This window comes from Pantoea sp. Morm, from assembly GCF_016643525.1.
In the GTDB taxonomy this organism is placed as follows: Bacteria; Pseudomonadota; Gammaproteobacteria; order Enterobacterales; family Enterobacteriaceae; genus Pantoea; species Pantoea dispersa.
Genome location: NZ_VOQX01000028.1, coordinates 19,034 through 38,385, shown reverse-complemented (window position 1 = coordinate 38,385; position 19,352 = coordinate 19,034). Strand labels below are relative to the sequence as shown.

Below are 19,352 nucleotides of genomic sequence, written 5' to 3'. Positions count from 1 at the left end.
TTGCCTCTTAAAAAACCAGCCCGACCCGGGCATAAATGCTAACGTGATCCGGTTGCAGATAGCCGGGATAACTAAGCGGGAAACCGACCGTGTATTGGGTATAAAAGAATCGGCTGCGGGTGCTGATCCCCACTGCGCTGCCCCATATCGTGCCCACAGACTCGCGGTTTTGCGCATCGCTCTTCAGCCAGCCGCCGTCCACCGCCGCCAGGGCGCTGACGTCACCGACCAACGGCAAGGTGAACAGGGTGTAATCCAGTTCATTACGCAAATAGCCACCCGCGTCGCCTGACAGGTATTGTTCTTTGAAACCCCCTGACTGAGCTTTCGCCGCCGAGCGTCAGGCGTTCGCTGCCGTATAACCGTTCCGGTGACCACTGGCCGTATACGCTGCTGAGCCACCATAACTTGTCCGAAACTGGTCGCTGAAAGCTGCCGCTCAGGCTCCACTTGCGAAACTGCGCCCGCGGTAAGTCCCCGCTTTTGTCGGCATCACCTTCCGCATCAAACCACGGCATGCCGCGGCTAAAGGTTGGGTTGAGCGTTGCCACGCCACCGAACACCTTTTGCGTATGATTGAATCCGATCTGGGTACTGGTGATTTTGCGACTGCTACTCTGCAACAGAGTATTGTTGAGATAGTTGTGACTGGTGTAGTGATTCAGGCCGAGCTGCAAACTGGTTTTGATTTCACCGTTGCGAAACAGCACCCATGAACCATTCAGGCGATGCGCAATATTGTCGCCGTTACTCAGCCAGGTGAAACCATTGTTATCAAAATGACTGTGATAACTGCTCCAGCTATAGCTGTAGTCGAGCAGGCCGTAGCCATACGGCACGCTGACACCCGCCTGCACATTCTGCGCGTCACGCCACTCGCTGAATGCGCTGCTACGACCACCGCTGATAAACCAGCGATCCGCCAGCCCTAACAGGTTGTTGCCGGTCAGCGATGCGGTTAACTGACCGACACCGGTGCTTTTTTGTCCGCTATTATCAAATCCCAGCGCGGCGCTGAGCGGAAATTCTGCCGCTGTCGTCAGGTTCACCACTGAATAACCGGGCTGCGGCGCAGGCTGAATTTCAATCTGTACCGGGGTGCGGCGCAGGCGATTAATTTGCTCCATACCCTGCTCAATATCGCGCAGGTTAAGTATTTTTCCTTCAATATGAGGAAAAACCATCTTTAACATCGCCGGCTGCGCCCCGTCGAGGCGAATAGCGAAAAGTTTTCCTTCCAGCACCGGAATAATTAACTGCCCATGCGACAGATCCTGTTCGGCTAAAAACGCCCGGCTGGTAATGTAACCACGTTGCATATACCAGTAAGAGACCGCATGTACCAGCGCATTAATTTCACTCAAATTCAGACAGCGATTGATATAAGGTGCCGTCAGCGCCTGTTGCTGACGATCGGATATCAGCGTGACGTGCTGCAGACGGATATGCTGGATCGGAAAACAGGGGCCGGGGCCCGCCGGGGAGGCGTCCGGCGCATTCAGCGGTGCCACAGCATGCCACAGTGCATCGCGCTGCTGCTGATCCTGCTCCAGTCGCTGCTGTTGTTGGTTTTGCAGATAATCGCGGTCGCCGGGTGTCAAAGGGGCAGCGATAATCTGGCCTGACGCTATAATAATAGACAGCGCCAGCAATATCCTTATTTTTGCCATCATCAAAGACTTAAGTAAAATTAATTGTAAAGGTTTTGTAAGCTTCTGTGCGCAGAATATCACCTAAACAATCAGACAGTTCCGCTTAATATTAAAAGACAATAAATTTCGCAAAGTTTTAATTACGCGAAAAAAACAGTTCTCCTTAACACAAATAGACAACAGAAAATTAGCAGGAGATTTTGATTCATTAACACAAAGCGATGGCGGCATGACCCCCGCATAAGCAGACCGAATGATATGAGATCATGTCAGCGATAAATCAGTGCCGTATTGATAAGCGCCACGGCAATCTGCGCTGACGCCGCAGTGCCGGGTCATTTAACCGGTCACAACGCTCTTCTTTTACCTTAACGTCATGGCTAACGGTTTTGCTGGCTGAGCGTTGCCGCTGTGCCACTGCATCTGCTGAATTCACACCCCGGTTAATCAAAAAATGACCACCGCACCGCCACACCACGGTGCACTCTGGCGGGTTTTGCACCAGCAGATCTCATAATCTGCGCTTATTACGGCATCAAATCTCCTGCTGAATCAAAGCTTCATGATTCTGGCATGCGGGTTGCTAGGCCTTTGGTAGAGATGTTGGACCAATTAAGGCAAAGCGATGCATGACCCGGCTGAACTCCATCCCATTATTCCGACGCGCAGCGATACGCTGATTCTTGATGCGCTCACGCGCTACATGGCGCATGCCGGCGCGCAGCCGGGCAGTCGCCTGCCGCCGGAGCGCGAGCTGGCGGAGAAACTGGGCGTCAGCCGTAATACGGTGCGCGAGGCGCTCAAGCGCTGGGAAGCACTTGGCATCATTGTGCGCAAAAAAGGCAGCGGCACCTTTCTGCAGGCGGAGGTCGGTCTGCATGACAGCTTTCTCTCTCTGCGCTTTAAAAACGACTCCGCCAACATGCTTCATGCGCTGGAAGTGCGCCGCATCATTGAGTCCGAGTCCTGCGTGCTGGCCGCGCAGCGCGCCAGCGCCGACGACCTGCTGGAAATCGAACGGAGGCTGGAAGAGATGGAGCGTGTGCACCTGGCTATCGGTTCCGCCGGGCCGGAGGATTGGGCTTTCCACACCAGCATTTACCGCGCCGCCGGTAATCCGCTGCTGTTGCAGATGCTTAACGGCGTCTACGACACGCTGCACGCCTTTTTCGAATCCCCGCCGGAGCAGGCGCTGTTTTCAGACTCGTTTCCCCTGCACCGTGAACTGTTTAACGCCATCCGCGCCCGCGACAGCCAGGCCGCGCGCGCCCTTTACCACCAGATTCTTGATATCACCGAACGCGACATGAAGGACGTGATCCATGCCAAACGCTAAACCTATTGCGCAACAAACACTGCTGACCCACGACCAGCGCCACGAACAGGGCGCCGTAACGCCACCGATTTATCAGTCTTCGCTGTTTACCTTCAGCGATTACGACAGCATGATCGCCCGCTTTCGCGGTGAGAGCGACCAGCCGCTCTATTCCCGCGTTGATAATCCGACGGTTAAAGCGCTACAGGATAAAGTTGCCGCGCTGGAAGGCGGTGACGCCTGCCTCGCCTTTGCCAGCGGCATGGCCGCCATCAGCAACGCGATTTTGAGTGTGGTTCAGCCAGGCGCGAAAGTGGTTTGCGTCAATCATGTCTATCCCGATACTTACCGCTTTTTGCGCGGCTTTTGTCAGCGTTTCGGCATCACGACGCAGTTTGTTGATGGCGACGATGAAGCGGCGATGGCCGCCGCGCTGCCCGGTGCCAACCTGCTCTATCTGGAAAGTCCCTCCAGTTGGGTGATGAGTGAACAGAACCTGCGCCAGCTGGCCACGCTGGCGCGCGATGCGGGCGTCGTCACGTTGATTGATAACAGCTGGGCTTCGCCCATTTTCCAGCAGCCGCTGCTGTGTGGTATCGACATCGTGGTGCACTCCGCCTCGAAGTACATCAGCGGCCACAGCGATGTAGTGGCCGGCCTGGTGATTGCCAGCCACCAGCACATCAACAACATTGCCCGTCACATTAGTCCGTTCCTTGGCGGCAAACTGTCTGCGAACGAAGCGTCTTTGCTGATGCGTGGCCTGCGCACGCTGCCGCTGCGCATGAAGCAACATCAGCAAAGCGCCCTGCAGCTGGCGGAAAAGCTGCGCGACCATCCGCAGGTCAGCGCGGTTTGCCATCCCGGGCTCAATCCCCCTGAATGGTCCACGCTGCGCGGTTACAGCGGGCTGTTTTCCTTTGCCGTGACCGAACAGGTCGACATACCGCAATTCTGCAACGCCCTGCAACTGTTTCACATGGGCGTCAGCTGGGGAGGTTTCGAGAGCCTGGTGATGCCGGCGATTTCGGTCATTAATCAGGCCAGTGAATTTAATTCAGCCCAGGATTTTGGTGTCTCGCCGCGCCTGATCCGTATCTCTGTTGGCCTCGAAGAGACCGACGATCTTTGGACCGATCTAAATCAGGCACTTGCTGCCGCCACTCACCGTTAATCACGCTCCGGAGAACCAGCCATGACAACACGTTTCGCCCTGAAAGCCCTGGTACTCGCCGTGGGTTTAGGCAGCGCCTTTTGCAGCCTCGCCGCCAAACTCACCGTGGTGGAAGTTATTACCAGCCCGCCACGTACCGCGCTTCTGCAAAAAATGCTCGACGAATACAAGACGCAGCATCCTGGGACCGAGATTGAGCTGATTTCGCTGCCGTGGGGTCAGGCATTTGAAAAACTGGGCACCATGTTACAGAGCGGACAGGTACCGGATGTGGTGGAGATGCCCGATACCTGGCAAGGCTTATACGCCAGCAACAATATGCTGGAAGATCTTGAACCCCGCCTGAAAAGCTGGCCTGAAAGCGCCCAGCTGACGGACAAAACGCTGGCAATGGCGCGTGCCGCGAACGGCAAAGCCACCATGGTACCGTACGGTTTTTATCTGCGAGCGCTGTTCTGGAATAAAAAGCTGTTTAAGCAGGCAGGACTGAGTGAACCGCCAAAAACAATGGACGAGTTTGCCAGCGACGCGAAGCGTATTAGTCAGTCAGGTAACGGTATCAGCGGCTACTGCATGCGCGGCGGTGTCGGGGGAACCAATGCGTGGATGATGTTTATGGCGGCAATGAACGGTTCGCCTGCCTTCTTTGATAAAGACGGCAACAGTACCTTAACCCAGCCGGGGGCGATAAAGGGGGCACAACTGCTGGTTGATTTGTACCAGCAAGGTGGCGCGCCTAAAGACAGCGTGAACTGGGGCTTTAACGAGATTGTCTCGGGCTTTTATTCCGGCAAATGCGCGATGCTCGATCAGGATCCGGACGCGCTGATCGCGATTAAAAATAGCATGGCGGCTGAGGATTTTGCTGTGGCGCCCATGCCGGTCGGACCGTCCGGTAAAGCCTTCCCGACCATCGGCTATACCGGCTGGGCGATGTTCAAACAGGGTAAACAAAACGATATCGCCTGGCCGCTGATTACCTTCCTCAGTAATAAAACCAACAATCTGGCATGGGCGAAGTTTGTCGGCACGCTACCCATCTATAAAGGTGCGGAACAGGACCCGTTCTATCAGACGCCGCAGTTTGCCGGCTGGTTTAAGGAGCTGAACGATCCAAATTATGTGCCGCTCACCATGCCGACCCACCTTAAAGGCTGGGGCTATTTCAATTCGGTGATCGTGAAAGAGAGCAGCCAGGAGACGTTACTGAGCGAAAACGACACCAAAGATATGGTGCAGGACTGGGCCAGCTATCTGAGTAAAGAGCAAAAAGCCTGGCTCGCCAGCCAGTAATCCCGCGTAAACCGGAGCCCTGAAATGACGCCTGAAATCTCTCTTCCTGCCAGCCCGGCGCGCCGCCGCTGGCGCTGGACCCGGCTTGCGGAGCCATGGTGGTATCTGTCACCGGGCCTGTTGCTGATCGCCCTGTTCATCTTCGTGCCGATGGCGATCGGCATTTCTTACGCTTTTCAGAGCATGAACCTGCTCAATCCGCTGGAGAGCGGCTGGGTTGGCTGGGCGAACTTTGCGCAGATGCTCGACGATCGCCGCTTCTTTCGCGCGCTCGGCCATACCCTTAACTGGACGCTGAGTTCACTGCTGCTGCAGTTCTTTTTCGGCCTCGCGCTGGCGCTGCTGCTTAACCGCGAGTTTCGCTTTCGCCGCTGGGTGCAGGCGCTGGTGTTTTTACCGTGGGCGGTGCCGGCGTTTCTTTCCGGCCTGACCTGGTCCTGGCTGCTCAACCCGGTTGTAGGTCCGCTGCCACAGTGGCTCAGCGACGTGGGCATTCTCAGCGAACCTTACAATATTCTTTCCGATCCGCAACTGGCGATGTGGGGGCCGGTGATTGCTAACGTCTGGTTTGGCATCCCGTTTTTTGCCATCACTCTACTGGCGGCACTGCAGTCGATTCCCAAAGATTTGTATGAAGCAGCAGCCATTGACGGTGCCAGCGGCTGGCAGCAGTTTCGCCGTGTCACCCTGCCGTTTCTCGCCCCGATGATCGCCATTACCGTGATGCTGCGTACCATCTGGATCGCTAACTTTGCCGATTTGATCGTGGTGATGACCGACGGCGGTCCGGCCGGTTCAACCTCGATTCTTTCCAGTTACATCTTCACCACCGCTTATCGCAAACTGGATTTTGGTTATGCCTCGGCGATGGCGGTGTGTCTGTTACTGCTGATGACCTGCTATGCGCTGGTACTGCTGCGCATCCGCCATCAGTTACTTAAGTAAGGAGTCTGCATGCGCCTGTTACCGTTGATCGGTCATCGTCTCAGCATCGCCGCCTATTTGCTGTTTGCGCTGTTTCCGTTGTACTGGATCATTAAAATTGCCGTCACGCCGGACAGGTTACTGTTCAGTCAGGGTGTGACGCTGTTACCTGGCGGTTTCACCCTGAGCCATTTTGCGAAGGTATTGACCGACAGTGATTTCCCCACGTTTTTTATGAACAGTCTCATTGTCTCCTGCAGCACTGCCGCGCTGACCACCTTGATTGCTGCGGGTGCCGGCTATGCCTTTTCCCGCTTTCAGTTTCGCGGCAAGATGGTGATGGCGGCCCTGCTGCTGTTTACGCAGATGTTTCCGCTGGTGATGATCATTGCGCCGATTTACCGGGTGATGGCCCCGCTGGGACTGACGAATAGTCTGCTGGGGCTGATTCTGATTTACAGCGCCTTTAATGTCCCGTTCGCCACCTTCCTGATGCAGTCATTTTTTGATGCCATCCCGAAAGATCTCGAAGAGTCCGCCATGCTGGAAGGCTGCACCCGCTTTCAGGCGCTGTACCGCGTGCTGATGCCGCTGACGCTGCCCGGCATGGCGGCGACGCTCGGCTTCGTTTTCACCGCCGCGTGGAGTGAGTTGCTGTTCTCACTGATGCTGATCAACAAAAACGAAGTCATGACCTTTCCGGTCGGGCTGCTCAGTTTCGTCTCCAAATTCGCCGTTTCGTGGGGCGAAATGATGGCTGCCGCCGTGCTGGCGTTAATTCCAGCCTGTCTGTTCTTCGCTTTCATTCAACGCTACCTGGTTCAGGGACTCACCGCCGGTGCGGTTAAGGGGTAAATAATGGCTGAAATTACGCTGGCAAAAATTGAAAAGCGCTATGGCAACGTTGAGGTTCTGCGCGACATCAATCTGACCATTAAAGATGGTGAGTTCGTGGTGCTGGTCGGCCCGTCCGGCTGCGGTAAATCCACCCTGCTGCGCACCATTGCCGGCCTGGAGTTGGCAACGGGCGGTAATATCCATATCGGCAGTCAGCTGATGAACGAGGTGGCGCCGAAAGACCGCGATATCTCGATGGTGTTCCAGAGCTACGCGCTCTATCCGCATCTGACGGTCGCGCGCAACATGGGCTTCAGCCTTGAAATTCAGAAACGACCGCGTGCTGAGATTGAGGAGAAAGTCCGGCGAGCGGCGGAGATTCTCAGCCTGACACACCTGCTTGATCGCCGGCCAAAAGAGCTGTCGGGTGGACAACGTCAGCGCGTGGCGATGGGCCGCGCCATTGTGCGTCAGCCGCAGGTGTTTCTGTTTGATGAGCCGCTTTCCAACCTCGATGCGCAACTGCGCGGCCAGATGCGCGTGGAGATCAAAAGACTGCATCAGCAAATGAACAACACCATCGTTTATGTTACCCACGATCAGGTTGAGGCCATGACGCTGGCTGACCGCATCGTGGTGCTCAACCACGGCGTCATTCAGCAGGTGGGCACACCGCTGGAGCTGTACGACACACCGGCCAATAAATTTGTCGCCAGTTTTATCGGGTCACCGTCGATGAATTTTATCAACGGCGTGATGACCCCCAGCGGCGTGCGTATCAGCGACAGCGCTCAGTTGCCCCTGAATACGCACTGGGCAGCACAGGCCGCTGGCCGTGACGTCATTTATGGCATCCGTCCGGAAAACATCAGTCTGGCGCAGCCGGGTGAGCAGCATGCGCTGCCTCTGGAAGTGTCGCTTGTGGAGCCGACCGGCCTGTCCGAACTGATTCACGGTTCGCTGTTTGGCCACCCGCTGATGCTGTTTACCACCCAGCGTTCCGGCGCGCGCGCCGGTGATATTTTACCGGTCACGCTGGACAGCGAACGTGCGATGCTGTTCGACGCCGCATCACAGCGCCGCCTGTAATTGCACGTTTAAGGTGGTCATTTACGTTCAAAACGACCAGCGCACCCCGGCATTGTAGCGCCAGCCTTTGACGCCGTTGCCGGCAATCTCTTTGCGGTAATCCGCCTCGGCATACAGCGCCACGTTGTTGATGAGGGTCGTCGTGCCGCCGAAGCCGACGTCCCACATCTGGCCAAATTTGCCGCTGCTGAAGCTCTGGCTCAGGTCGCTGTCGCTGGTGCCGACCCTGACCTGCGCCGTACCGCCCCAGCCGCGATAATAGTTAGCGCGCAGATACGGCGTGTACTGGTTCTGACTGCTGTCCTGCCAGCTGCGCGCCACGCGCGCGCCGAGCCGGCCTATGGTTTGATCGTAATCGTTATAAGAGACGCGCGCGCCGTCAGCATCGGTAAAACTGTCCATGTTCATACGCAGCCAGCTAACCTGTGCCTGCGGTTCCAGGCGCACATCACCCGCCAGCATCAGCGAATAGCCAGACTCGACTGACGCTGTCCAGCCGTGCCCTTTGGGTTTAGCGACCGCTTTCTGCCGCGCAATGTCGGTTTCGCCACGGTAGCCGCTCCAGCTCAGCGAACCATCTACATACCAGCCATTGCTGCGCAGCCAGGTGCCATAAAGTGACAACGTATCGCTATCAAAGCTGGTGGAGCTGTAACCGTCAGCGGCATGCGGGCGAATGCGCGTGTTGCCGCGCGTATAGGCGACGCCGCCGCGCACGCTATCTTCAGCGCCATCGGCGCGCAGCAAATTGCCGCCGAGCTGTACGGCGCTGTAGTTGAGGTCGAAGTCATAACCCCAGGCGTCCAGGCCGCGATTGCTTTGATACTGCAAATCCGAACCGAGGTAGCGGATAAACATCTCTGCGTTGTCTGCCGGCTGCTGGCGCAGTTCGCCGAGACGCTTATGCAGATCGTCAGTGACTGCCAGCGAGTAGTACGCCAGCCCGACCGGTGCGGAGATCCAGGACGGCACCTGCGGCGTAACCGCCGGACGCACCGCCTTAACCGCACTGCCCGCCTGCGGCTGGCACAGTGAGCCATCGCTGCAGATGAAATTGTTCGCCAGACGATAGTCCCATACGTTGCCGCCTGCGCTACTGCCCGGTGCAAAGCTGTACAGACCATACTGCCACGGCCCGGCTGCCACATAGCCATTGCTCAGCCTGAAGCTGTCGGCGCTGGCGCTGCCGGTCACCTGCACCAGCGAGACGCCTTCGCTGCCCGCGATGACATTGTCGCGATTGCTGTCCAGCAGCCCGCCGCCCTGCAGCCGGTCATCCACCCAGGTGGTGCCGCTGGCGTTACCGTTAACACGCAGCACGTCGCTGTGGGTGGCTGTCGAATTGAGTTTCAGACGGCCCTGCGCGGAGGCCAGACTACCTTCGACGGTCAGGGTATTTGCCGCCACATTGCCACCGTTGGTCAGGTCGAGCGTGCCGGCATTATTTACCACCAGCGAATCATTGCTGGCCCCCTGCAGCCGCGCGTTGACGCCATCGCCGGCGAACAGTGTGGATCCGGCATCGATATTAATGGTGCTGTGCGCCAGTTTAATGTTGTCGCTCAGCGTCCACTGCGTATCGATGAAGTTCAGCGTGCTCCAGCCCGCACCGAGGTTGGTGCCTTTGGTAAGATCGTCCTGCCGGAACGAACCGCCGCGCGCAGTGAGCTGGCTGAGGTTCAGCGTGCTATCCGCGCCGCCGCTGGTGATATGACGGGTCTGGTTCAGGCTGATAGCCTGCACCGTCGCCTGATTCGCGCTGCCGTCACCCATACTCAGGCCGCCATCCAGCGTGCCGCCCGTAACCAGCAGCGTATCGCTGCCGTTACCGGTGTTCACTTCGCCCGTGACTTTGCCCGCCAGCAGTGCCACCACATCACGGGTCGCGCCGCCTGCCACTACCACCTGATCGGCGTACGGCGCATCCAGCGTGCCCTGGTTGATAAACACCGTCTCGCCGCCGCGCAAATCAATGAGCGGTGCGACGCGGCTTTGTGAGCGGATGGTGCCCTGGTTGATCACCTGGCTGGCGCTGCGGGTGACAATCGCCGAACCGCCATCAGCATCGCGGATATCAATCAGGCCCTGAGCAATCACCCGTCCACGGGTGTTGGCACGCACGCCGGTGCCGCTGCCGTTGACTTCAATGCGGTAGTCGCGGCCAATCACTAAATCGTTGCCCGTGGTGGATCCATCTGCGTTTTCAAAGCGATAGCCGGTACCGCCTGCGCCGACGTGAATCTGCGCGCTACCCGCCGGATCGAACGAGGTGGCAGAGCGAATGCCGGTGCCACCGTTAGCCTCGAAGCGCACATTACTCAGCGAAATATCACTGATGCCGGCGCGATTGTTCAGCGCAGTGCCGCTGCCGTAAGCACCGATGATGATGTCGTTGGCTTCAAAGCGCTGCGCACCGCTGTCGAGCAGCAAACCATCGGCTTTGCCGTAAGCCGCCAGCGTGCTGGCCCCCTGCCCGTCGCCGTAAATTTTCATCGCGCCGCCGGAGCCCACGCGCAGCGCAGCGGTGCCGTCATTCACGCGTAAGGTGCTGTCGAGCGGGACATACTGGCCATAACCGCTGCTGACGTCCACGCCGGTGCCGCTGGCGACGCTAACCGTGCCGCGGTTGATAAAGTTACCGCCATCGTGCACCCGGGCCCCGGTACTGTTGCGGCCACGCAAATCCACTACGCCCTGCTGCTGATTAAACAGGCGCGCGTCGCCGCTGACATCAAACGCCGTGGCGTTGCGCCCGGTGCCGGTGATGAGCGAGGCGGCGTAGACCTCGGTGCCATCGCCCGTCGCCTGCGCGCCGAAGGTGTTTTTGCCGTTCAGCGCGATTAGGCTGGTAATGATCCCCTGCGCGCGATCGCTGGCGCGCAGCACGGTGGCACCCTTCCCGGTGACCTGATAAACATCGGTGCTGGATACCAGCGCATCCGTCCCGCTGACCACAATGCCGGTGCTGTCCCTGCCGCTCAGCGTGACGTTGCCAAAGCCCTGGTTGTACAGCCACGCGCCGTTGCGGATTTCATACAACGTCGAGTTACGACTGCTGACATCAATCGGGCTGCCGTTGACGATCAGGCGTGAGCCGGGATCGAAAGCCTGATAGCCGATCTGCTGTGCGTCATGGAACACCACGCGGCTGTTCGTGCCCAGCGTAATACGACCGCCGGCAAAGGCTTTCGCGCCGACCACGTTATCGCCGTACAGATTAATCGTACCGTTCTGGTTAATCCGCCCCAGCTGGTGATACGAGACCGCACCGAAGGTGGTGGTTTGCTGGGTGCTCTGACCGCTGTAGAGATTAAGCGTGCCGCTATTGTTAATCTCCGTCAGGGTTTTGCCGTCGCCGGCGCCCGGATAGCCATCGGCGAACAGCGCCCGGCCGTTACGTAAAATGTTGATATCGCCGCGGTTGTCGACCGTGGCGCCATACTGCGCATAGATACCCGTTACGCCTTCCCCCCGCAGGGAGATCGCGCCGCGATTCACCAGCCGCGCATGATTCATCACGGTAAACGGCTGCTGGTTATTGGCGCGGCCGTCTATCGCTGCCTGATTGATCAGTAAAGTGTTCGGATCGAACTGCGTATTAGGGTTAACAACGTTACCCTGCAGCGTATAGCGATTACCGTCAGCGATGGCGACGCGGGCATCAGACCCGTTGAGGTGAATACGCGTTGCGGCATCAATGGTGGCGCGGGCGCCATCAGTGATAGTCAGCCCGCTGGCAAAGCTGGCGATGTTCAGCGTCGCGCCGTGGGTATTAATGTCGGTGCCGGCACCGCTGCCGTACACACCGGTCGCAAACGGGCTTTTCATCGACAAAGTCAGGCCGCGCCCGTCAAAATCTGCTCCCTGCTCGACGCGAAAAATCGTGCCGTTCCACACGGAGGCGCTGTAGCGGCCGTTGGCCGGCAGATTAATGCGCGCATCCGGGCCGATACGGTAGAAACTGATCTGTCCGCTATCCAGCATGCTGTCGCTGCCGCTGGAGGTGGGAATCGCGCGGGCGCTAACGTTGACTGTTGCCTGGCCTTCAGCACGAATCCCGATGCCCGCTTTGCCGCTGAGCCGGATTGGGCCGGTGATATCGGCACTGGCGTGACCGCCCGGTTCGCCAGTTACCCACACCGCCGTATTGTTGGTGCCGCCAAAGCGGTCGGCGTCACCCGCCACGTTGATCGCGCCGCTGGAGAAGGCGTGCGCCTGGTTGCCCGCCGTGGCGATCACTTTCAGGCCGGTGCTGTTATAGCCATTCAGATTGAGGGTGCCGCGGTTGCCCACCTGACCGCCGCTGCCGGAATCCATCGCCAGCATGGCGATATTTTCGCGCGGTAGCGCCTGCGCCATACCGTTGACATCGATAACACCGTTATTCAGTGACACCGCATTGGGCCCGGCCTCGATGCGCATGCCAACGGCGTTCTCGACTTTTGAGCCGATAACAATACGACCATCATTGATGGCTCGTGAGTCGAGCAGGCCGGAAATGGCGCTGATGCCACCGCCGAGGCTGACCGCGACATCCTGCGTGACGTCGCCCTTGTGATTTTGCGGTGTGCGGCCGAGATAAATCGTGCCATCGCGCGCGTTGACGAAGCTGCCCTCGCCGCTGAAACTCACCGCCGCTGCTGAGGAGCCGTTCGCCACATCGTGAATGCCGATGTTAATATTGCCGTGGTTGACCGCGCTGCTGCTGCCGAGAAATAAGCCGGCGGTGCCCCACGGCGCATCGCCGATATGCACATTGAGCACACCATTGTTGCGGAACTCACTGTTATAAATCGCCGACACCGCCGTGCCTGCATAACCGAGAGAGTCTTCTGCCACGCCGCGCCCATTGGCGGCATTAAAAAAGCCACTGTTGATGACGCCATTATTGATACCGCGCGCGCCGCTGATCAGCTCCAGCGCGCCCGCTTCGGATGAGAGCGCGTTACTGGTCGCCAGTTTTCCGGCGATAATCGCCGTTGCACCGTTGCTGGCGCGCATCACGGCGCTGGCGCCATTAGCCACTTCCAGCGTTTTGCCGCGATTGATTTTCACACTGGCTTTCGCGCCATCGGCACTCAGCACCACCTGATCGCCGAGTGCGGCAGCCACTTCATCATCGTAATTGCCGGTGCTCATGCGGTAAACCACACGACCGTCGCGCAGGCTGAACGCCAGGTTCAGCGCGGCGTTATAAATTTCCGGGCTCAGGTTGCCGCCGCTAATCTGGTCAATCAGCCAGTCGTTATAGTTACGCAATTCATTGAGGTTACTGACGTAGTACGCGTTGCTGCTGCCATCCTTAAGCGTGACATCAAACAGACCGGCGTAGGTCACCACGCCTCCGGCATCAAATGCCAGCCGATCGCCACCGTACGGCGGCGTGGCGGCGGTAAAGCGGATGCGGTTATTGCTGTCCCAGTTAATCTGGCCGTTATTACTGCTGGCAAATAACTGACTCTGTTTGGCCGCCATTGACCAGCGATTGGTGCTGGCGTTAGCGGCTGCGCCTTGCTGACCAATATTGATATTTAACCGGCCATTAGTGACTGTCGCCACGCGCGCATCAATATATTGTTTATCGTTCACATCATAATAATCTGGCACTACCGTAGCGCCATTAATTTCCGCCGGCGCAATCATTTCCGCACTGTTATAAACCTGATAGACACGATAACTGCCTGTTTCTTCATCCGGAATACCAATAGCATAATTTTGTGCACCGAGTTGCAGGCGGGGCTCGCCGATTAAATTGTCATTAATAATACGCCCAACCTTTTGTAGTTCACCCAGCGTGACGCTGCTCATGCCACTTTCTCCAGCGGTAAAGCGCGGCACGCCGCTCAGCGTCTGGGTTGAACCATTACATAAGCAATAAGCGCCGACTTTATTGTCGTTGCGTTCGGGAGTGAAAGATTTTAATACCACCGCCGATACCGGTGTGGCAGACAGCATTAAGCCCTGCGCAGCAAGCAGGCTTAGTAACAAGGGATTTAATTTAAACACACTATTGTCCTCACCAGAGAAAAGACAAATGCCGCACAGCGAATGCGCAGTGCGGGGAAATAGCGAAGCGAAATATATTGTCGTAATAGCTTACGGCTGGAAATCCGTTGAAATGAGTATTACTGCGATCAGGTTAAAACGTCCAGTTTGACTTAAGGAATTGTGATGACGGCGATAAGCTTTAGGAATTGCGCTAACGGCCTGAGATAATTATCTGGAACTAAAAATGCGGAAAATGGCAAAAATCAGATGGCGGGAAATAATACCCGGCACGCCAGTGGCGGCCGGGCATGATGACAATTACAGTCGCGCTTCGACCGGCACCGCCACCTTTTTATCTTTCGGCTTGAGGCCAAACATGAACGAGGCGAAGCGTGAACGTTTGACGATGGCGTAACACACCGCGCTCAGCGCAATGCCGAGGGCAAAATCGATCAGGACATACAGGACTGACAGGTTATCCGGTAACCAGACATCCAGCAGCCATGAGAAAATGATCACCACCGGATAGTGCAGCAAATAGATAATCAGCGCGGAATCCACAATCGCCGTCAGAATGCGACTCTCTTTCACGTTGATGCGTTCGAAGCTAAACACCAGCCAGTAGGACAGCATCACCGACAGCACGCTGCCCAGCATCACCGGCACATATTTCATCACCCCGGTGATGTGGTTGTGCGCGACGACATAGCAGGCGGCCCACACCGCCAGCACCAGCGCGACCACCAGCCAGCCATTCATCAGTTTACTGTTGGCGTACCGGGCAATTTTCTCGCGGTTGACGTATAACGCAAAACCGGCGGTGTAGTAGACGAGGAAGCGTGCGGTCACCGGGATGAGCTCGACAAATTCACCGCGGCCTTTCACCAGAAACTTCAGCACGAAGCAGGCGTTACCGAGAACCACCAGCGTGGCGATCAGCATTGGCAACGACATTTTGCCCAGCTGACGGGCGCTCCACTGATAGAACGCGCCAGGTACCAGCAGCGACATCACCGACAGCGACACGAGGAACCACAGGTGGTGCATCATGGTATAGCTGTTTAGCCAGCCTTCGAGACTCAGCGGCGTGTTATTCATCTGTCCCGCGATAAAATACATCAGCGGCGGAATAAACAGATAGGCTGATATCAGCGGAATCAGGACGCGCTTACGGCGATTATCCGTAAAGAATTTCTGCCCTTTGCGCAAAATAATCAGCGCGGAGAACATGCCCGAAAGAAAGAAGAACACTTCCATCCTGAAGGTGTGCACCATGCTCAGCAGTGCCGTGAATATTTCCGAGGGATCGCGCTGCGCGACATAATACCAGCCATTCTCACCCGGTAAACTCCGTGAGGCGTGTAATAACACCCCTTCCAGAATTAGGCCGGCACGCAGCAGATCCAGGCCAATATTGCGGCTGGATAAAAAGGATTCTGTTTTCACATTGCACATCCTGAAATGAGTTGTAACGCAATCATAATGATTCAGTCAGAATGCTAACACCGGATTAATCTGTATACATTATGTTTAGAAACGTTTCGGAATTTCGCCATAGTGTAAAGAATGTCACTGTGCAATGGCTATAAAGCTTAAGCCAGAATGTTCTGATGGTAAAAGTTATCGTCAGGCAGTGCTTATTCGCAGCTAACCGCCGGATAAATAGCGAAAACCCGCTACTTTACAATAAGTTATGAATTATCCGACTCGACTCGCAGTGCGAAAATTCGCTAATCAAACCGCGTTATGTCCTGAAGCAACCATGATGTTTTAAGCAGGCGACAATGCGGGATTTTCTGGCTGAAGGGAGGCTATCAGGCAGGGATGTTTTTTACCTGATTGAATTTAAATAACTTTTATTCAGCAAGCGGCTTTTTTCTCAGAGTTGACCTAATTTTCACCCGACAACCGTGCTTTCGGATTGTTGACCCGCAATCTCCCCTGTTAAGGTAATTCGCTTACGGTAAACAACCGATTCTCCATGTAACCTTGAGTATCAAAAGGCGGAAATTTGTTATGCAACGAGCGCTATCTGGCATCGTCACTTTGCTGATTACCACAGCCTGTCTGTGCAATACCGCATTCGCCGAAAGCGGCAAGCCCGATAATAACTTTATTATTGAAGCCTATGGCGGTTCCAGCACGCGTGGCGCTATGGCGATAAAGGAAAATGGCAAATTGCGCGCAATCTATATTAAAGACAATGAGATTGCTCTGATTAACCAGTGGTTACAGGAGAAGTATGGCGATGGTATTCGCGTCGTGAATAAAGGCGCGTCCTCATCGCAGGCCATGGATCTGTTAAATGGCAAATATTTTTACAAGAATAATAAAAGCTGGCGCGAAGAGATGAAGAAATCGCCGGCAAAAATCATTTTGCTGAATTTTGCCACCAACGATGCACGCCATTTCCATTTCCGCGATATAGAAAAAGATTACCAGGTTAGCCCGGACAAATATACCCAGGTGATGACACAGCTGATTACTATTGCCCGTGAAGAGGGTAAGCAGGTGATATTACAGGAGCCGCACCCGATTTGTGGCCGCGCGGAGAAATGGCACGTTGCACCTTACGTCACCAAACTGGACGCACTGGCTAAAGCGGAGTCGGTGCCGCTGGCGCGTCAGTATCAGCGCATCCTGCAGATGAAAGACTGGCAGTCGCTGATGTCACCCGATTGTATTCATCCGTCCGAACAGCTGTACCGCATGAAAGCAGAGGAAACGTTTTCGGTGCTGGTCTCCCACTTTAATACCGAGCTGGCTGCTGCCGGGCATGGCAAAAACCCGGATGGCGAGCAGGTGGCGAAACGCTAAACCGGTGATTGGCTGACCGGTGAAAACGGCTTAACGCGATAGTATAGCGACATATTAACGGTAGTCTTTACCACCACGCTGTGTTATCCCTCGGATTGTCGCGGAGGGATAACAATGAATATCAGTTTACTGAGCCAGTGTCCGCAGTTGCTGGATACGGTGGCAACAATGCTTCATCAGGAGTGGTCCGGGTTTTCTCACTGGCGCGACCGGAGCGCCATTCGTCAGCGCCTGCTGATGCGCAACGCGCAGCCGGCAAAAACGTTTACGCTGGTCGCGTTGAATGCAGAAAATGAAGTGCTTGCCACCGCCAGCACGATTCTTCACGAGCTTGATGACATCCATGAACGCCAGTTCTGGATGGGCGAAGTACTGACTGTCGCGGCACACCGCGGTAAAGGCGTGGCCTCTGCTCTGGTATTGCGTTTAATTGAAGAAGCTCGCCAGCGCCACATGCCAGAGTTGTGGCTGTATACGCCGGATCAGCAGGCATTTTACCGTCGCTATGGCTGGCAGGAAATCGAGCAGCGCATCGTGTCGTCAGAACAGGTTAGCGTGATGCGAAGGGAAATCTTTTAAGGAAAAGAAGATGTTGGTACGTAAAAACTATCCAGAACTGGGCGAAGTAAAAGCGCCTTACGTGCACGCCGTGAAGCATGGCGACACACTTTACGTTTCGGGTCTGACTGCCTTCGCAACAACGGCGCAGCAGGCGGATATTACTGCGCAGGCAGAAGTGATTTTTCAGCAGCTACGTACACTGGCTGCGCAGGAAAACACATCACTGAAAAACCTGATAAAAGTGACAATCTTTGTCACCTCATTCACCGATATAAATGCTTTGCGCGACGTGCTTTACCGGCATTATGGCGAACACCTGCCCGCCAGTTCACTGGTGCAGATTAGCCAGCTGTTTTGCCCCGATCTGAAAATCGAAATTGAAGCAATTATTGCTCTGTGATGAAGTTGTAATTGTTTGTTTTATCGATGCTTTGATTTAAAACGATTCTTGTATGGTCACCTGTTGCCTACACAAGTATTCCCTGGTCGCCATAAATGGCGACCCTACAGGGTAATGCACGGTTTTGTAATGTGTTTTACGTCACCATAAATGGCAACCCTGGCGGTAACGGCACAGTTTTGTAACGTGTTTTAGGTCGCCATAAATGGTGACCCGACAGGGTACAGCACGGTTTTGTAGGGTGCGCATTGATGCGCACCGGCATTAACAGGGTGATTTTTAAACTGAACGGCATTGCACGCTTTATGGCGGCCCGTTTTACGCTGGCTGCTGCTCCGGGCGTGGTTAACTTACCCGGGTGATTGCTGGCTCAGCTTCTGCGGTGCCGCTGCGCCGTTCCGCGCCAGCGAAGCCGCTCGGCGTCTGGCCGGTGAAGCGGGTGAAAGCGATGCTGAAGGCGCTGGCAGAGCGGTAACCCACCCGTTCAGCCACGTCGGCTACTGACAGGCGGCTGCTGCGCAGCAGATTTTTCGCCAGCGCCATGCGCCACGTCAGCAGATACGCCATCGGCGCCATGCCCACTGCATCGCGAAAACGTACGAAAAACGCCGAGCGCGATAGCGCCGCGTGTTTCGCCAGCTGGGGCACCGTCCAGCCATGGGCTGGCCTGGCGTGGATAGCGCGAATCGCCCCGGCCAGCCGCTCATCGGCCAGTCCCCGCATCACACCAGGCGATGCATTCGCCGCGGGCATTGCGCGCAGCGCCTCGATCAGCAGTAATTCCAGCAAACGTTCCAGCACGATCTGCCGTGCCGGACGCTGTGCACGGCACTCATCCCTGACCAGCTGCACCAGCGTGGTCAGGCGCGATGCGCCACGCACATGAATAAACTGTGGCAGTAACGAGACAATCAATCCTGCGTCGGGTGCGGCAAACTGGCAGTAACCAATCAGCGTCTGAACCTCGGCTGGCTGCTGCCGATCGCCAAGCCACACCTCGCCCGGCGCAAGCATCTCCGGCACAGAATCAGGCGCATCTGCGGCCGGTGGCTGCTCGCTGGTCATGCAAAATTCCCACGCAGCCGGAATCAGGACAAAATCCCCCTGCTCAAGCGCAACCGGAGGATGACCTTTCATTTCTAGCCGACTGCGCCCCTCCAGCACCACGCAGTAAAACGGCTGGCCGGTCTCACTGCGCTGCACACGCCATAGTCCATTGGCACGCGCGCGTTTGGAATAAGCCGCCCCGGGCTGTAACAGTGACACCATTTCGGCGAGCGGATCGATCATAATGGACTCCTG

12 protein-coding genes and 1 pseudogene are annotated in these 19,352 nt (G+C 56.3%); 9 read left to right on the top strand and 4 right to left on the bottom strand.

What is annotated here, in order from left to right:
- Positions 1 to 7: 7 nt before the first annotated feature.
- Positions 8 to 1,673, bottom strand: a pseudogene (locus FT726_RS12025) (ShlB/FhaC/HecB family hemolysin secretion/activation protein).
- Positions 1,674 to 2,277: 604 nt separating this feature from the next.
- Here FT726_RS12025 and FT726_RS12020 point away from each other — a divergent pair.
- From FT726_RS12020 to FT726_RS11995, 6 genes are read left to right on the top strand one after another with little or no spacing between them, the layout of a single operon-like run.
- On the top strand, positions 2,278 to 2,988 hold the full coding sequence (locus FT726_RS12020) for a FadR/GntR family transcriptional regulator (protein ID WP_346302838.1): 711 nt from the start codon (positions 2,278 to 2,280) through the stop codon (positions 2,986 to 2,988).
- The gene (locus FT726_RS12015) at positions 2,975 to 4,141 is read left to right on the top strand and encodes a PLP-dependent transferase (RefSeq protein WP_288421644.1); all 1,167 of its coding nucleotides are present in this window, start codon (positions 2,975 to 2,977) and stop codon (positions 4,139 to 4,141) included. The genes FT726_RS12020 and FT726_RS12015 overlap by 14 nt, the downstream gene beginning before the upstream one ends.
- A 21-nt stretch (positions 4,142 to 4,162) precedes the next feature.
- Positions 4,163 to 5,434 (top strand): sugar ABC transporter substrate-binding protein, encoded by a 1,272-nt coding sequence (locus FT726_RS12010; RefSeq protein WP_288421638.1) that lies wholly within the window; start codon positions 4,163 to 4,165, stop codon positions 5,432 to 5,434.
- A 24-nt stretch (positions 5,435 to 5,458) separates the two neighbouring features.
- Complete coding sequence (locus tag FT726_RS12005) at positions 5,459 to 6,379, top strand: carbohydrate ABC transporter permease (RefSeq protein WP_132463025.1); 921 nt, start codon at positions 5,459 to 5,461, stop codon at positions 6,377 to 6,379.
- 9 nt (positions 6,380 to 6,388) lie between these two features.
- Positions 6,389 to 7,213, top strand: coding sequence for a carbohydrate ABC transporter permease (locus tag FT726_RS12000; RefSeq protein ID WP_132463028.1), 825 nt, complete (start codon positions 6,389 to 6,391; stop codon positions 7,211 to 7,213).
- 3 nt (positions 7,214 to 7,216) lie between these two features.
- A complete protein-coding gene (locus tag FT726_RS11995; protein WP_346302837.1) occupies positions 7,217 to 8,284 on the top strand; it encodes a sn-glycerol-3-phosphate ABC transporter ATP-binding protein UgpC in 1,068 nt (355 codons plus the stop codon).
- A gap of 27 nt (positions 8,285 to 8,311) precedes the next feature.
- Here FT726_RS11995 and FT726_RS11990 read toward each other — a convergent pair whose 3' ends face one another.
- Positions 8,312 to 14,290, bottom strand: a complete 5,979-nt coding sequence (locus FT726_RS11990) for an autotransporter outer membrane beta-barrel domain-containing protein (RefSeq protein WP_346302836.1) — start codon at positions 14,288 to 14,290, stop codon at positions 8,312 to 8,314.
- Between the two features lie 300 nt (positions 14,291 to 14,590).
- On the bottom strand, positions 14,591 to 15,727 hold the full coding sequence (locus FT726_RS11985) for an acyltransferase family protein (protein ID WP_256735722.1): 1,137 nt from the start codon (positions 15,725 to 15,727) through the stop codon (positions 14,591 to 14,593).
- A 561-nt stretch (positions 15,728 to 16,288) separates the two neighbouring features.
- Between FT726_RS11985 and FT726_RS11980 the strand changes: the two genes are divergently transcribed.
- The 3 genes from FT726_RS11980 to FT726_RS11970 all read left to right on the top strand — a co-directional run bounded on the left by FT726_RS11980 (position 16,289) and on the right by FT726_RS11970 (position 18,050).
- Positions 16,289 to 17,089, top strand: a complete 801-nt coding sequence (locus FT726_RS11980; RefSeq protein WP_072208996.1) for an SGNH/GDSL hydrolase family protein — start codon at positions 16,289 to 16,291, stop codon at positions 17,087 to 17,089.
- Between the two features lie 114 nt (positions 17,090 to 17,203).
- Positions 17,204 to 17,668: a GNAT family N-acetyltransferase gene (locus FT726_RS11975; protein ID WP_132463038.1), complete on the top strand. Its 465-nt coding sequence runs from the start codon at positions 17,204 to 17,206 to the stop codon at positions 17,666 to 17,668.
- A gap of 10 nt (positions 17,669 to 17,678) precedes the next feature.
- A complete protein-coding gene (locus FT726_RS11970; RefSeq protein ID WP_346302835.1) occupies positions 17,679 to 18,050 on the top strand; it encodes a RidA family protein in 372 nt (123 codons plus the stop codon).
- Positions 18,051 to 18,395: 345 nt separating this feature from the next.
- Here FT726_RS11970 and FT726_RS11965 read toward each other — a convergent pair whose 3' ends face one another.
- On the bottom strand, positions 18,396 to 19,340 hold the full coding sequence (locus FT726_RS11965; protein ID WP_104187416.1) for an AraC family transcriptional regulator: 945 nt from the start codon (positions 19,338 to 19,340) through the stop codon (positions 18,396 to 18,398).
- Positions 19,341 to 19,352 lie beyond the last annotated feature (12 nt).

Excerpts from the sequence above, each read along its gene's own strand:
- FT726_RS12020 (WP_346302838.1), top strand. The coding sequence starts at position 2,278 with ATGCATGACCCGGCTGAACTCCATCCCATTATTCCGACGCGCAGCGAT.
- FT726_RS12015 (WP_288421644.1), top strand. The coding sequence starts at position 2,975 with ATGCCAAACGCTAAACCTATTGCGCAACAAACACTGCTGACCCACGAC.
- FT726_RS12010 (WP_288421638.1), top strand. The coding sequence starts at position 4,163 with ATGACAACACGTTTCGCCCTGAAAGCCCTGGTACTCGCCGTGGGTTTA.
- FT726_RS12005 (WP_132463025.1), top strand. The coding sequence starts at position 5,459 with ATGACGCCTGAAATCTCTCTTCCTGCCAGCCCGGCGCGCCGCCGCTGG.
- FT726_RS12000 (WP_132463028.1), top strand. The coding sequence starts at position 6,389 with ATGCGCCTGTTACCGTTGATCGGTCATCGTCTCAGCATCGCCGCCTAT.
- FT726_RS11995 (WP_346302837.1), top strand. The coding sequence starts at position 7,217 with ATGGCTGAAATTACGCTGGCAAAAATTGAAAAGCGCTATGGCAACGTT.
- FT726_RS11985 (WP_256735722.1), bottom strand. The coding sequence starts at position 15,727 with ATGTGCAATGTGAAAACAGAATCCTTTTTATCCAGCCGCAATATTGGC.
- FT726_RS11980 (WP_072208996.1), top strand. The coding sequence starts at position 16,289 with ATGCAACGAGCGCTATCTGGCATCGTCACTTTGCTGATTACCACAGCC.
- FT726_RS11975 (WP_132463038.1), top strand. The coding sequence starts at position 17,204 with ATGAATATCAGTTTACTGAGCCAGTGTCCGCAGTTGCTGGATACGGTG.
- FT726_RS11970 (WP_346302835.1), top strand. The coding sequence starts at position 17,679 with ATGTTGGTACGTAAAAACTATCCAGAACTGGGCGAAGTAAAAGCGCCT.
- FT726_RS11965 (WP_104187416.1), bottom strand. The coding sequence starts at position 19,340 with ATGATCGATCCGCTCGCCGAAATGGTGTCACTGTTACAGCCCGGGGCG.